We start from the raw sequence: 15,732 nt of genomic DNA, 5'->3' as shown, positions 1-15,732 counted from the left end.
GTTGGACAACGTACATTGTATAGTTTGTCTACATTTTATAGTATAGAGCACTTTTTACTATAATTGAAATGAGATGATTGTGTGCCTTTTATAAATAGGTTTACGACAACAGTACCTGGTGCCGTCACGTTTACTGGGAATACGCTGGGACTTAGCCCTACATCACCTGCACCAGGTAATATTTTTGGTACACTTGCTGTGTTTACGACAGTAAATACAGCATTGCAAGTACCAGGGTTCCCAGCAGGGACAACAGATGAATGGCAATTGAATTCTTCAAGTGCAATTTTAAATCTTCCAGCGGGAAGCAGTGTATTATATGCAGAATTAGTTTGGGCTGGTACTTTCCGGACTGATACGGAAGATGTGTTACCATTTTTAAATGATAACATTACATTTACAACGCCAGCAGGGACGTTTTCTGTTACGCCAGATCCTGCTACCGCGCAGCAAGGTTCAGTAGGAAATCAGTTTTATTATGCTCGCTCTGCCAATGTAACAAATCTTGTTAGTGCAGGTGGAGCAGGCACATATACAACGGGTGCTGTGCCAGCTGCAAGAACTTCAGCCGACCCGACAATCAGTCGTTCAGCTGGATGGACGCTTGAGGTTGTGTATCAAAATGCAAGTTTACCACTTCGAAATTTGTCAGTATATGCAGGTCAAGAAATTATCGATGCTTCATCCCCGCCAGTTGATGCTACAATTTCAGGTTTTGCTACGCCGGCAACAGGAGCTGTTACAGGAAGAGTGCTCGTAACTGCTCAAGAAGGTGATTCTAACATTGTTGGAGATCAACTTCGCTTTGGGCCGAATGCAAATGCTACAGTTGCATTATTCGGACCGAGAAATCCTGCGAATAATTTCTTTCAGTCACAAATTTGTAATGATAGTGGAAATTTAGATACGAGCGGCACGTTTGGAGATTTGAATCAGCCGTTAGGGGTAGCTTTGGCCGTCCGAAGACAAGGGTGGGATATTACGAATGTAGATGCCTCCTCATCTTTAGTAAACAGTCAAACATCAGCAACGGTTCGATTTGTTACAAATGGAGATGGATACGCAGCAGCTGGTTTTGGTGTTCAAATTGATGCAACAGGTCCAATTATTAATCCTGTTAAATCAGTTAATAGAACAGTCGCAGGGGTAGGGGATATTCTCACTTATACGATTACGGTCCCAAATACAGGAACAGGAAGTGCAGAAAACGTTGTATTACGTGATAGTATTCCGAACGGAACGACGTTTGTTGCAGGTAGTGTTACGGTAGGGGGAGTAACACAGCCGAATGCAAACCCTTCTAATGGAATTAATTTAGGTACAATCCCAAATAACACGCAAAGAATTGTTACATTTCAAGTTCGAATAATATCATTCCCGAATCCCAATCCTATTTTAAATCGTGCAATGGTGTCATATCAATTTCGTCCTTTCGTTGGTAGTCCTCCTATTACAAGTACGTCTTCTTCAAACACAGTACAAACGACAGTGAATCAAGCAACTATAAGTATGCAGAAATCTGTAGATTTACAGACGGCAACGCTTAATGATGTATTAACGTACACAGTTAATATCACAAATAATGGAAATGTCACTGCGAGCAATGTTATTTTTGTTGATAGTATCCCTGCTGGAACAACATTTGTCGCAAATAGCGTTACGGTAAATGGAGTAGCGCGTCCAGGAGCGAATCCAGCAAGTAGTATTAATCTAGGAAGTATTAATGCTTCGCAAACGACTGTAGTGCGCTTTCAAGTTCGAGTAACATCGAACCCTCTTGTCAATCCAATTCCAAACCGTGCAAGTGCAACATTTACCTTTACTCCAGTGCCTGGTCAACAACCAGTTTCAGGGCAAGCGACAAGTAATACTGTAGTTACGACAATTAATATAGCTGATATAACAACGAGAAAAACAGTGGATAGAGCTTTTGCAACGGTTAACGATGTTCTTACGTACACGGTAACAATTCAAAATACAGGAAATGTACTTGCAACGAACGTTATTTTTCAAGATCCAATACCAATTGGAACGACATTTATAGCAAATAGTGTGACTGTGGATGGGGTTTCACAACCTGGGGTAAATCCAGCGACTGGGTTTACAGTAGCTAATATATCTCCTGGCGGAAGTAGGACTGTTACATTTCAAGTACGAGTAACATCTACACCATCGGGAGGTACGATTGCGAATCGCGGAAATGTATCTGCTAATTTCGTCGTTATTCCGAATCAGCCACCGATAACAATTAATAGACAAACGAATACAGTTGTGACACAAGTTAATACAGGCGGTTTAAATGTAATAAAAGAAGTAAATACAACGCAAGCGGCGGTAGGGGATACTTTAACGTACACAATTGCCGTCCAAAATACAGGGAATGTTCCGTTAACAAATGTATTTTTCCAAGACCCTATTTCTTCTGCTGTTTCATTTGTTGCAAATTCTGTAACAATTAATGGAGTACAGCAAAGTGGACTAAATCCGAATACAGGATTCTCTCTTCCGAATATTCCTGCGGCTCAAACGGTTGTAGTCACATTTGACGTAGTAATTGTACAGAATCCAGAAAATGAAGATATTTTAAATCAAGCAAATGTAACAGCAAGCTTTCAAGTGAATCCGAATGAACCACCAGTAACAATCAATGTACCGAGTAATGTTGTGAATACGACAGTACAATCAGGAAACTTTGAAGTTGTGAAAGCAGTCAATACGGATGTTGCAACAGTAGGGGATATTTTAGTATATACAATAGAAGTCATAAATGCAGGTAGTGTACCAGCTACGAATGTATTTTTCCAAGATTCAATTCCCCAAGGGACATTATTTATTGAAAATAGTGTAGTTGTGAATGGTGTTTTACAAGAAGGGGCAGATCCAGAACTTGGATTCCCATTAAATAATTTGCCTACTGGCGCCAGTGTTATTGTTACATTTGAAGTATTAATTGATGAAATTCCCCAAGGAAATAATGTTGTAAATAATGCGAATGTAACTGGAGATTTCCTTGTAAATCCAACAGAGCCGCCGATTACTGTAACAGTACCAAGTAATACTGTTATGACGATCGTGAATTCTTCAGGGTTAAATGTAATGAAAAGTGTAAGTGCTACTGAAGCCGGTGTAGGAGATACGTTAACGTATACAGTTCGTATACAAAATAGTGGAACGGTGACAGCGACAAATGTATCATTCCTTGATCCGATTCCAGTTGGAACCACTTTTGTAGCGAATAGTGTAACAATAAACGGGACACCTCAACCAGGTTTAAACCCGACAACTGGATTTCCACTTGCTAATATTCCAGTAGGAGGAATGGTGACGGTCACTTTTCAAGTGACAATCACGAGTGTACCACCAAATAGAGTTCTTCCGAATAATGCGAATGTCACTGCTGATTTCCAAGTAAGTCCTCTCCAGCCACCAATTACAATTGTAACGATTAGTAATATTGTTGTGACGCGAGTGAATGTAGGATCACTTAATGTAATGAAGAGTGTAAATACACTACAAGCCGGTGTAGGAGATACGTTAACGTATACGATTCTTATTCAAAATACAGGAACTGTTCCTGCAACGAATATTGTTTTTCAAGATCCAATTCCGTCTGGTACTGCCTTTGTAGCAAATAGTGTGACGATAAATGGAGTCGTACAGCAAGGCGCGGATCCTATGCTAGGTTTCCCGGTACCAAATATTCCGGTCGGGCAAACGGCTACGATTACGTTTCAAGTTACAGTGACGAGTGTTCCGAGCGGTGGAAATATAAGAAACCAATCAAACGTTACTGCAAGTTTTCTTATAAATCCAGCAAACCCTCCAATAACGACTGTTACAAATAGTAATTTTGTAGTGACGCAAGTAAACACAGCACAGTTAAATATACAAAAATCTTCATCTGTACAACAAGCAGCACTTGGAGAAACTTACACGTATTCTGTTGTTATTCGAAATAACGGTACAGTAACAGCAACGAATGTCTCTTTCCTTGATCCAATTGCTTTAGAAACAACTTTTGTAGCAAATAGTGTAACGATAAATGGAACGCCACAACCTGGATTTGACCCAAATGTTGGTTTCCCGCTTCCTAATATTGCAGCTGGAACATCATTGACAGTAACGTTCCAAGTTACGGTAGTTGCACCGTCTACACGTGGAGCAGTATTAAATACAGCATCTGCTACAGCCACTTTCTTATTAAATCCTTTACAGCCACCTGTAACAACAACGAATTCAAGTAATACAACGGTAGTTACAATACCGTTACCTCCTCCTGGTGAAGTAACTGCAACAAAGACAGTTGATGTTGCAACTGGGGCCGTTGGGGATGTATTAACGTATACTGTGCTCATTTCAAACGTAGGAATTATCCCTGTTACAGATGTGTTCTTCCAAGATGTCATACCAGAAGGAACGACGTTTGTTGACAATAGTGTAACGATAGGTGGAGTGCAGCAACTTGATTTAAATCCAGAAATAGGATTTACAGTTACTCCATTATTAATCGCTGGTGGAAGTATTGAGGTCACATTCCAAGTGACGATTACAGAAATTCCAGATAATGAAGTCATATTAAATGATGCAGATGTTACATTTACTTCACAACCAAATCCGCAGGAACCACCGATTACGGAAACGATATTAACAAATTTAGTCGTTACGACAATTAATATAGCGTTTATTTTTCCATTGAAACTAGTAGATAAAGAAGTAGCGACGGTAGGAGAAATATTAACGTATGATGTATTGATTTTTAATTTCGGAACAGTGCCAGCGACGAATGTTCAATTTATCGATACTACTTCCGCGGGTGTAGCATTTGTACCAGGAAGTGTGAGCATAAACGGGGTACCAGCACCAGGATTAGATCCTTTCATTGGTTTTACAGTTCCAGATATACCTGTCGATGATTTTGTACTTGTCACATATCAGGAAGTGGTTACAAGCATACCAGAAGGTGGAACGATTGTTAATTTTGTAGACGTTACAGCTACATTTGCTGTAAGTGAAACAGAACCGCCTATTACGGAAACAACGACAAGTAATACGACATTAACAGAAATCAATGAGCCTGGTTTGAATGTTTTAAAATCAGTGAGTCAGCCGGTTGTTGCAGTAGGCGATACAATCACATATACAACAGTAGTTCAAAATACAGGAACAGTGCCAGCAACGAATATTCAATATAGTGATCTATTACCTTCCTCTATAGCATTCGTGCCGAACACTGTAACGATAGACGGTGTGTTACAACCTGGATTCAATCCGAATAATGGATTCCCGCTTCCAGATATAAACCCAGGTGAAAGTGTAGAAGTCATCTTCCAAGTAACCGTTGTTAGTGCGCCATCAAACGGAACAATTGCCAATACGGCAAATGTAACTGGAAGTTTTGTATTAGTACCAGGAGAACCACCAGTTATAGTAACAGAGCCGAGCAATACAACACTTACAACTGTAAATAGAGGGCAATTTAATGTTATTAAACAAGTAAATAGGGTTGCTACTCTCGTTGGAGATATATTAACGTATACGGTTCAAATAACAAATACTGGAACAGTAACAGCTAATGCTGTTCAGTTTGTTGATACCATTTCAGCAGGGGCGTCATTTGTACCAAATAGTGTAACGATAAATGGAGCCTCGCAACCAAACTTAAATCCGATTACTGGATTTGGAGTTGGAGATATCCCAGTTGGTGAAACAGTTATAGTGACGTTTCAAGCGACAGTTACAAACATCCCGTCATCAGGAACAATTACGAACGTTGCAAATATAACAGGAAGCTTTACTTTAGTGCCAGGAGAACCACCAGTTGTAGTAACAGAGCCGAGTAATACGACGATAACTAGAGTGAATAGAGGACGATTCAGCGTTATAAAATCTGTAAATAAAGAAGCGACACGATTAGGAGATACGTTAACGTATAGTGTGCAAGTTACAAATACGGGAACGGTAACAGCAACGAATGTTCAGTTTATCGATGTTCCATCACCTAGTTTAGAATTCGTTCCTGGAAGTGTACAAATAAATGGGATTCCGCAAGTAGGTTTAGATCCATTTGTAGGCTTTGCATTGCCTGATCTTGCAGTAGGGGATAGTGTATTAATTACATTTGAAGTAAATGTAATCGCAGTTCCGCCTTCTAGTAGCATTATGAATACAGCAAGAGTAACGGGTGATTTCGAATTGATTCCAGGAGAACCTCCGTCTACAATTACAAATTCAAGTAATACGACGGTTACGCCGGTAAATAGAGGTAGCTTAGATATGCTAAAAGAAGTAGACCATTCAGTTGTTGGTGTAGGAGAAACGGTAACGTATACTGTTCGTATATTAAATACTGGTACTGCTGATGCAATGAATGTTCAATTTATCGATGTGCTATCTCAGGAAGCTGATTTCGTTCCAAATAGTGTAACGATAAATGGGGTTCCGCAACCGGGGTTAAATCCGCAGATTGGATTTACGATACCTGATATACCAGTTGGTGAGACGTCACTTGTAACATATGAAGCTACGATTACAAGTTTTCCGGATGGTGGTACAGTAGTGAACGTTGCTGGGGCGTTAGCAGAATATATTTTAGTACCAGGGGAGCCGCCAGTTACAGTGATGGATACAAGCAATACAGTTATAGTGACGGTAAATACTGCAATCTTATTTGTTGCAAAAGGAGCAAACTTTGAAGTAGCAATGATAGGGGATGTTGTCACTTACGGAATCGCTGTTATAAATGATAGTACAGTTCCTGTGACCAATATTGTGTTAACAGATATCATTGATCCGAATACGCTATTTATAAATGGTACGGTAACGGTAAATGATGTACCTCTTCCATTTGCTAATCCGAATACTGGTATTCCGTTAGGTGATTTTCAGCCAAATGATGCAGCAATTATTAATTTCCAAGTTGTAATAATAGGAGGGCAAGTAAATAATTTAGTTACAAATACTGCTACAGCGAATGGGCTTGCAACTGTAAATCCGAATGAGCCGCCAGTAGTAGTTGAAGGTGATAGTAATACAGTTGTTATCCCGTTTATTCCTCAAAATGTCTCAACGACAGTCGTAAAAACGGCAGATTTACAGGTAGCAACAATTGGAGATGTCATTACGTTTACGACAGTCATCACAAATACGGGTGATACTGTAATGCAAAATATTCGTTTTCAAGATATGTTAGATAGTAGTGTTCGATTTGTTCCTGGAAGTGTAACGGTTGATAATACGCCAGTGCCGAATGTAAGCCCGGCAGTAGGGGTTCTTATCGAAAGTTTAAATCCTGGTGAAGCAAGGACAGTTTCGTTCCAAGTAGCAGTACAGAGCGCGCCAAATGGTTCAGGAAATTATATAAATCAAGCGAGTATTCGTTTTGAACATCAAGTAGGCACAGTATTGCCACCTGTTACACAAATAGTAGAAAGTAACATAGTTGTCATTCCATTTGTTCCAACGATTGAACAAATTTGCGAAACAAACTTTAATTGCTTAGATAAGATTCCATTTCAATGTTCTCCGTGTAATCATTTGCATGGACATAAAAAATAAAAACAGAAAGAGCATCCTGAAAAATAATTGGATGCTCTTTCTGTTTTAATCATATAGATTCATTTTCGGGCGAGGTGAAAAATTCGTCGATTTTGTCGGAAAGTAGTAATGGAATAGCTCCTTTTATAACAGAAATGTCCCAGTCCCACCATGCAAGATTCTCTAGTTTGTCAATTGTTTCTTGCGGGAAACGATATCGAATAAATTTTGCTGGATTACCAGCCACAATTGCATATGGAGGGACGTCTTTTGTAACAACACTTTTTGCACCAATAATGGCACCGTTACCAATTGTAACACCAGATAAAATGCAGGATTGATAACCAATCCATACATCATTGCCAACTACGATATCACCTTTTGAAGAAGGGTGACCAGTAATATGTGCTCCTTCATCAAAAAGTGCATTAAATGGATAAGTTGTTATCCAGTCTGCGCGATGTTCACCGCCAAGTATGAAAACGACTTCTTCTGCTAATGAACAAAACTTACCTATTTTCAATTTTGTTTCATCGTTCCAAGAAAAAATGGTTGGCCCTACTTTACTATAAGTATAATCACCAATATCATATTTATTATATTCAGGTTTTTGATTTAAATATAACATGCTTCTTCAGCCTCCTTTCTCAATTAAGTGATACGTATGGAATATTATATGCAAGATGTAGTAATGTGAACTGTATTAATAGGTGAAATGAACAAAAGGGAGTGGGATGTATGCGATACGAAATGGGTTTATATAATAAACCGTTTCAGTCAATTCGATCAGGGAAAAAAGTATATGAAGTACGCCTATACGATAAAAAACGTCAACTAATAAACAAAGAAGATGAAATCGTATTTACGAATCTTAAGACAACAGAAATGATGACGGTAAAAGTAACGGAAATAAAGCGATACGAGAGCTTTAAAGCTATATATGAACAAATCGATAAAAATTTATTGGATTGTGAAAATGATAGTTTAGAGGAAATGTTAGAAAGTACATACAAAATATATACGAAAGAACAAGAAAAAGAGTGGGGAACAGTTGCGATTCGTATTGAGGTAATAAAATGATAAGAAATCGCGGAGCAGCTATCATTGTACAGGAAGGAAAAATCGCTCTTATAAAACGTATTCGAGAAGAGGAAAGATATTATGTTTTTCCTGGCGGAGGGATTGAGGAAGGTGAAACGCCTGAAGAGGCAACGAAAAGAGAGGTATACGAAGAATTAGGGGTACACATATACAAGTGGAGCACCTTATTGCAAAGGTAAAATATAAAGGAAATGAATATTATTATGCTGCCTATATTACAGGCGGAGTGTTCGGAAGCGGAACAGCTGAGGAATTTCAGCTGGAAGGTAGGGGAAATTATATTCCGTTATGGCTACCGATAAACGAGTTGGAAAAAGTGAATATAAAACCTTATGAAGTGGTCAGAAATATATTTAATCATTATAAAATATAACGTCTGACAACATACAAAAAAAACCATTGACATAGTCTTCTGATTTAAGTATTGTATTCGAGTATGTTTATAATCAGGAGGTTTATATGAGCAATCAAACTACTACACATCATGTGAAAATGACAACAGCGGATCCATCTGGAATTGGTCTATTTGGATTAGCGATGGTAACACTTGTAGCATCATCTCAAAAGTTAGGCTTAACAGATGGCGTTTCACTTGTATTACCGTGGGCAATCTTTTTAGGAGGATTTGCACAAATCTTTGCTTGCATTCATGATGCAAAGCATAACAATACATTCGGTACAACAGCATTCGGTGCGTACGGTTTATTTTGGCTAGGTGTTGGAATGACTTGGTTAATTCAACTTGGAGTATTTGGCGAAAAATTAGCACAAGCTGCAGATTCAAAACAGCTTGGTGTAGCCTTTATCGGATATTTGATTTTCACAATCTTTATGACAATTGGTGCAATGGAAACACATAAAGTATTATTTATGATTTTCGTCCTTATTGATTTCTTATTTATCGGTCTTTCATTAAGTACTTTAGGTGTTATGCCGCATGCAATGCATAATTTAGCAGCATATTCTGAACTTCTTATTTCATTATTATCTTTCTACGGTTCAGCTGCAGCAGTGTTAAATACACACTTCGGAAAAGTTGTTTTACCAGTAGGAAAGCCTTTTGGTATTTTTAAAAAATAATAAAAAAGCACAGATGATTGTATAGTCATCTGTGCTTTTTTATTTATTCCGCTCTTTGTGGGTTGTCTGAAAAAGCCTGATTGGTGAGGACTCATTAAACTTTCACTTTATCCCGCTATTTGCCGGGCAGTAAGCCCCCCGCCTCAAAATTCAGCGGAAACAAAGAAGTTAGGTGGGGGATGAATACCCTCACTGATTAAAGTTTCACCTTATTTGAAATAAGTAATGTGAAATGTAAATAAAAGTAGAAAAAATCAATTGAAATTGATTCTCATTATTAATATAATGAGAATGAGAATCATTTATTGTTAGAGGGGGATGCCAAAGTGGCAAAAATTTTAATAGCTTATGCAAGTATGTCAGGAAATACAGAGAGTATTGCTGATTTAATTAAAGTTAGTTTAGATGCTTTTGATCATGAAGTAGTATTGCAAGAAATGGAAGGCATGGACGCTGAAGAATTATTAGCTTATGATGGAATCATTTTAGGATCTTATACGTGGGGCGATGGTGAATTACCATTTGAAGCGGAAGATTTTCATGATGACTTAGAAAATATAGATTTAGCTGGGAAAAAGGTAGCGGTATTCGGATCGGGTGATACAGCGTATGAACTGTTTTGTGAAGCGGTAACGATATTTGAAGAACGTCTTGTGGAACGCGGTGCAGAGCTTGTACAAGAAGGGCTGAAAATTGAATTAGCTCCAGAAGATGAAGAGGATGTTGAAAAATGCAGTAATTTTGCAATTGCATTTGCTGAGAAGTTCTAAGAATGGGAGTGTCAACGTGGAGACAATGTTAAGTGCAACTGCTATTACAAAGTTAAGAGATGGAAAACTGTTGTTAGCTACTACATATAATGGCTTATTTGTTGAACAAGACGGAGAATGGAAACGAATTTTAAATGGTTTTCAAAAACGAATTAGGGATTTACATAGCGAAGATAATGTAGTTTATGGTGTAGGTGACGAAGGGATTTTTATTCGCAGTATGAATGGTGGAGAGAACTGGACAATTCAGCGTTTTCCAACAAAAGCAACGAGTTGGAATGTATGTAGCAATGTACAAGGAACTGTTGTTGCTCATGGAGAAAAAACGCTGTATCTTTCTAATAATTTCGGTTTGACATGGGAAACTATTCATCCGTTTCTTGAGTATGGCAGTGCGGCACCGTCTATTCGATCATTATTTTTATATAAACATTACTTATTTATTGGTACGAAAATACATGCTAAATATGGTGGTGTTTGGCTCTTTGATTTGAAGACACGTAAATTAAAGAGGATTAAAATTGCGATGAATCAAATGATCTCCGCGTTGACTTTACACAATTCTTATTTAGTAGCGGCAAGTGGATCGTGCAAGGGAGTTAGCGGAAATATTTCTTATTGTAAAATAGATGAAAGTATTGCAAGTGAAAAAATATATTGGCATACATGTCAAAGTGAGCAGAAAGCAAGTAGTTATTTAGACTTAAGTGTAGATCAACATGTTTTATATACAACTTCAACGCAAAATAAGGCGGGGATTAGTAGTGTGTGCCGTGTGCTTCTTGAAGAAGGTATTGTTACAGTATGTGATTCAGTTAAAGGGCACGGATGGCGCATTGTTAATCAAAAAGATGGTTATGTAGTAGCCGGATCAGGTGAATTAAAAGCAATGCAGTGGGAACAAAAAATAATTTAAGAAAAAAACTTTACTTTTATTATATTGATATGATATAGTATATTTAAACCATTTTACTTTTAATAATATAGAGATTTAAATGAGCTGTAACTTCCGAGGAGGATAGCAATGTTAAATCTCCTCAGGGGTTGCAGTTTTTTAATATCTGGCTTATTATTGTAAGGTGGTTGAAAATGAATATGTACATATAGGTACATTGTAGGAGGATTTTTTTCATGCAAAACGGTAAAGTAAAATGGTTTAACTCAGAAAAAGGTTTCGGTTTCATCGAAGTTGAAGGCGGAGAAGACGTATTCGTTCATTTCTCAGCTATCCAAGGCGAAGGCTTCAAAACTTTAGAAGAAGGTCAAGAAGTTACTTTCGAAGTAGAACAAGGTAACCGTGGACCTCAAGCTACTAACGTAAACAAGAAGTAATTTTTGAAAAAAGAAGGGCTCGCCCTTCTTTTTTTTTGCATTTTTATAGATGTCCTCCTACTTACATATCATAACAAGACTGAATTTTCATTTATTTATTCGGAGTATTTTTGTATAAAGTACATGAATAAATAAATACTGAAAATAAAGTGTTTGTGTGAAAAGGAATTTAGAAAGAGGTAAATAAATTGAAAAACGCTACACATTTCATTGTGTTTGATATTGAAAGGAATTTCAGACCGTATAAATCAGAAGATCCATCAGAAATAGTTGATATCGGAGCTGTAAAAATAGAAATAGGTACAATGAAGATAATTGAAGAATTTTCGGAGTTAGTAAAACCAAGTGCACGATTAACTCGTCATACAACAAAATTAACCGGTATTACGAAAAAAGATTTAATGGGTGTAGAAAAATTCCCTCAAATTATAGAGAAATTTATTCAGTTCATCGGCGAAGGTTCTATATTTGTTTCATGGGGAAAAGAAGATTATCGCTTTCTATCTCATGATTGTACATTATATGGTGTTGAATGCCCAAGTATAGAAAAAGAAAATAGAATTGATTTGCAAAAATTTGTTTTCCAAGCATATGAGGAATTGTTTGAACATACGCCAAGTTTACAATTTGCGGTAGAACAGCTCGCTTTAACGTGGGAAGGAAAACAGCACCGTGCTTTAGCAGATGCTGAAAATACAGCAAATATACTTCTTAAAGTATATAGCGAGAGAGATATCAATAAGCGATACAAAAGACATGGTGAACTTGAACTTGTAAAAAACGGAAAACTAACAGAAAAAGCGAAAAAAAAGATGCGAAAATGGGTTTTTAAAGAACTAAAGAAAAATACAGAACGCCCTTTTGAATGGAGTACATTTGAAAGTGGTGACACGTGGGAAAGTATAACGGAAAGATATTATATAAGTGAAAATACAGTGGAACTCCTGAAAAAACATTTTCGTACAGCAGTGAGAAAAGCGGAACGGCAGATTAGGTATTTGGCTGAGATGGAGGAGAATACAGAGGTTAAATGAATTTCTCCTCCCCCTCTAACTACATACATGTAATAACAGCGTATTGATATTAAATAGGCATCAACTTGTTGTTGTGATTGTGCATTATAATTGCTTTGGGATTGTTAAGACGTAATAAGAGTTTTAAACCGTATTAATAAAATAAAAATATATATAAAGAAAAGAGTGTAGTTTAATGGAAACGATCTTTAACATTTTAACTGTTTTAGTTTTTGGGATAATATTTACCACACAATTAGCATTAACTACACTTTCTTTCATAGTAAAGAAGAATTGGAAAAAACTTAATATCTCTTTAAGTTGTGGTGTATTAAAGTTTAAAATAGAAGAGTAAGATTGAGTTTTGTACAAGGGAGGTGTGATAGTGGTAGACTTGGATATTAAAGATGTCACAGTAAAGATGGAATTAAACGGTGTCTTTTGGAATGAGGATCGGATTGCTGAAATGAAGGTGACTACAAAAGAAGAGCATTCTGTTATTCTTCGTCTAGTAGTTGATTTAGAAAGTAAAACTATTAGGGCGACGAGTGCGGAAATAGTGAATGGATTCTGCCCTCTGTGCAAACAGAAAAGGGACGAATGTAGTGAACTTAATGACTTGCAAAACAAAATGGAAATTTTAGAAGAAGCCTACGATTGGGTGAGAGAACATCCGGAATATCGTTTTCAATTATCTTTTTACGAGTACAATAAATTTGAGGTAGTAAAGTGAAATTTGCATCTTAACAACTTATAGAAGGTCTTGGTCAACTAGAAATATTGAAGTAGATATTTCTAATGGAAATAAGCTTGTATAACAAGGAAGGGATGTATTTGATTCTGCAACAAATGTCATCTTGCATCAAAAAAATTTGAAAATAAACATGTTTTATTATAAAGCAGAAAAATCGATTCTTAGTAGAATCGGTTTTTAATATAAACAAAAGAGCGCTTATTATAAGCGCCCAGTAACAACAGTTATATGGAAGTATTTATCCCGTAAAAGCCCGATTGGTGAGGGTAATAATTAGTGGGGGATGAACAAAACCCCACTGATTAAAGTTTCATTTTATTCAATACCGCTCGGATCAAACGAATACTGCTGCTTATTCTCAATCCGCTCAATCACATCCTGCAGCTCATCTGGCTTCAGAAACTCAATCGGAGAGAAGCCTTTTTCAAATGTAAGTGTGTCTGCTTCAATCATAAGTACATATCGGTCATTTACCTTCGCAATATGTATTTGATCCCCGAAATCAGCAAGCAAAGCCTTCACAGAGATATGATCGGCTTTTAGTTTTAATTCCACTTCAGGAGCATGCTCGACGATTTGAGCGGTAGCTTCCATTACTTCTTCGGTTGAAAATTGTTCCATAATTTCCCGCTTCGGACTAGCAGCCCATACTTCCATCGCTTGGTCGAATTGTTCGCGTTCTTCCGTACCTTCTTCAAATACATCTTCAATTTGGTCGTATACCATGTCCATTACCTGTGTTTTCATAATTTCAGGCATAGAGCGTTCATATTCGACGAATTTTAAGAAGTCTTCAAAGTAGCGGGCATGTGATGCTTGGTGTATTTTTAGTTCGCCTACTTCAACCATACCTTCTTCAGGCATGTACGGATATTGGATAGATTTCATATTCTTTGTTGTGATGGCCATTTCAACGTTACGAATCAGTGTTGATTCATCAGAAATAGAAGCAACCTTTGGTTCAAAGTCGCATTTCATTACGAATACGAATGGATCATCAAAGTATTTGCGTAGTTTTGCCTGAGCAATTAAAAATACACCACCACGTACAGCGCTTGTGTCAAGATATGTATAAACGAGAGGTTCGCTCATATCTTTAAAGTTTTCTTTTGTTTCTGCAAAGCGAATACGATTAAAAAGGTTGTAATGAGGGTTTGAATCAAGTTCGTGCCCTTCTTCTACAATAAAGCGACCAATTTTTGTTGGGGCTTGTTCTGTTTTTGCATGACGTTCTACTTTTCGCTTCGATATTTTTAATAACTCACCATTCAAAAATTCTTTTAAGGAACTATCTTCATATTCTTCAGCGTCTAAAGTTTGAAAATGTTTGTAGCGTTTATCAACTGCTTCACCTTTTCCTTCTACTTGTACAACATAAAAGGAAAGATAATTTATTTCAAAATCCATATTTATCACCTTGTTTCATTTCATTAACTCTTATCAGTATAGAGATGGAAAAAACTTTCGTCAATTTATATAAGGAAGGGGAAGCCCCTTCCTTTATATAATCTTTATTTTCTCGATTAAAATCCGTCTTCTAATGCTGCGAATGGAATGTTTAGTCTGTTTTCTACTGTGCGTAAACGTTGGTTTAAGCGGTTTAGTCTACGTGTATGGCGCTCAACTGTATTTTCTAGTTGACGAACTCTTTGTTCAAGCTCATTTACGCGTCTTTCTAATTGACGATTTCCAGTGCCAGGAAAAGAGATTGGAAGTTGGAATTGTCTATTTTGGTCATATGGATTCGTGTGCTCTGCTTGATCTATATAAGATTGATATTGTGTTTGTAAGTCATACTGTGGTTGTTGGTACGCATATTGATTATATGGATCATATGGATTGTAGGGATACATAATAACATCCTCCATTTCTTTAAAATAGGTTGAATTCACCATAATGTATGTGCAAAAGCGGAGTGGTGGCACGGCAAATACCTATTTATGTTGACGGGATTTCTCTTTATCCCGCTATTTGCTGGGCAATAAGACCCCCATGTCAAAATTCAGCAGAAACAAAGAAGATCGGGATGCCCGTAAACCCCCCACTGATTACAGTTTCACTTTATAAAAAATAGCTTGAGGGTTTTTGATTTGTATTTCTTTTGCTTAATGGTATATACTGGATAAAAGAGAAAGTTTACATAAAAGTT

The 15,732-nt window shown here is 37.2% G+C and carries 11 protein-coding genes and 1 pseudogene; 9 read left to right on the top strand and 3 right to left on the bottom strand.

Going from position 1 to position 15,732, the window contains the following annotated elements; all coding sequences use genetic code 11:
* Positions 1 to 81: 81 nt before the first annotated feature.
* A complete protein-coding gene (locus tag ACUL40_RS09925) occupies positions 82 to 7,554 on the top strand; it encodes a DUF7507 domain-containing protein (protein ID WP_445422994.1) in 7,473 nt (2,490 codons plus the stop codon).
* Between the two features lie 49 nt (positions 7,555 to 7,603).
* On the opposite strand, the gene ACUL40_RS09920 is transcribed toward ACUL40_RS09925, so the two are convergent.
* Complete coding sequence (locus ACUL40_RS09920; RefSeq protein WP_000966303.1) at positions 7,604 to 8,161, bottom strand: CatB-related O-acetyltransferase; 558 nt, start codon at positions 8,159 to 8,161, stop codon at positions 7,604 to 7,606.
* Between the two features lie 110 nt (positions 8,162 to 8,271).
* On the opposite strand from ACUL40_RS09920, the gene ACUL40_RS09915 reads away from it, so the two are divergent.
* The 8 genes and pseudogenes from ACUL40_RS09915 (at position 8,272) to ACUL40_RS09880 (ending at position 13,562) form a co-directional block, all read left to right on the top strand.
* On the top strand, positions 8,272 to 8,613 hold the full coding sequence (locus ACUL40_RS09915; protein WP_139846882.1) for an ASCH domain-containing protein: 342 nt from the start codon (positions 8,272 to 8,274) through the stop codon (positions 8,611 to 8,613).
* A pseudogene (locus ACUL40_RS09910) lies at positions 8,610 to 9,007 on the top strand (NUDIX hydrolase). Before ACUL40_RS09915 ends, ACUL40_RS09910 begins: the two are co-directional and overlap by 4 nt.
* 86 nt (positions 9,008 to 9,093) lie before the next feature.
* On the top strand, positions 9,094 to 9,714 hold the full coding sequence (locus ACUL40_RS09905) for an acetate uptake transporter (protein ID WP_000070938.1): 621 nt from the start codon (positions 9,094 to 9,096) through the stop codon (positions 9,712 to 9,714).
* A 326-nt stretch (positions 9,715 to 10,040) separates the two neighbouring features.
* Positions 10,041 to 10,484: a flavodoxin gene (locus ACUL40_RS09900; protein WP_001062752.1), complete on the top strand. Its 444-nt coding sequence runs from the start codon at positions 10,041 to 10,043 to the stop codon at positions 10,482 to 10,484.
* A gap of 16 nt (positions 10,485 to 10,500) precedes the next feature.
* Positions 10,501 to 11,400 (top strand): WD40/YVTN/BNR-like repeat-containing protein, encoded by a 900-nt coding sequence (locus ACUL40_RS09895; RefSeq protein WP_000449496.1) that lies wholly within the window; start codon positions 10,501 to 10,503, stop codon positions 11,398 to 11,400.
* Positions 11,401 to 11,615: 215 nt separating this feature from the next.
* A complete protein-coding gene (gene cspB / locus ACUL40_RS09890; RefSeq protein ID WP_001179150.1) occupies positions 11,616 to 11,816 on the top strand; it encodes a cold shock-like protein CspB in 201 nt (66 codons plus the stop codon).
* A gap of 188 nt (positions 11,817 to 12,004) precedes the next feature.
* The gene (locus ACUL40_RS09885) at positions 12,005 to 12,850 is read left to right on the top strand and encodes an exonuclease (RefSeq protein ID WP_000786417.1); all 846 of its coding nucleotides are present in this window, start codon (positions 12,005 to 12,007) and stop codon (positions 12,848 to 12,850) included.
* 364 nt (positions 12,851 to 13,214) lie between these two features.
* Positions 13,215 to 13,562 (top strand): hypothetical protein, encoded by a 348-nt coding sequence (locus tag ACUL40_RS09880; protein ID WP_000227983.1) that lies wholly within the window; start codon positions 13,215 to 13,217, stop codon positions 13,560 to 13,562.
* Positions 13,563 to 13,898: 336 nt separating this feature from the next.
* Here the strand turns inward: ACUL40_RS09880 and ACUL40_RS09875 are convergent, their stop codons facing one another.
* Positions 13,899 to 14,990 (bottom strand): DUF3900 domain-containing protein, encoded by a 1,092-nt coding sequence (locus ACUL40_RS09875; RefSeq protein WP_000345046.1) that lies wholly within the window; start codon positions 14,988 to 14,990, stop codon positions 13,899 to 13,901.
* A 116-nt stretch (positions 14,991 to 15,106) separates the two neighbouring features.
* A complete protein-coding gene (locus ACUL40_RS09870) occupies positions 15,107 to 15,436 on the bottom strand; it encodes a hypothetical protein (protein ID WP_000283715.1) in 330 nt (109 codons plus the stop codon).
* Between the last annotated feature and the right edge of the window lie 296 nt (positions 15,437 to 15,732).

The sequence above is a fragment of the Bacillus sp. KNSH39 genome (assembly GCF_052656585.1).
The sequence above is the reverse complement of the archived record's forward strand: the minus strand, read 5'-3'. Positions and strand labels throughout refer to the sequence as shown.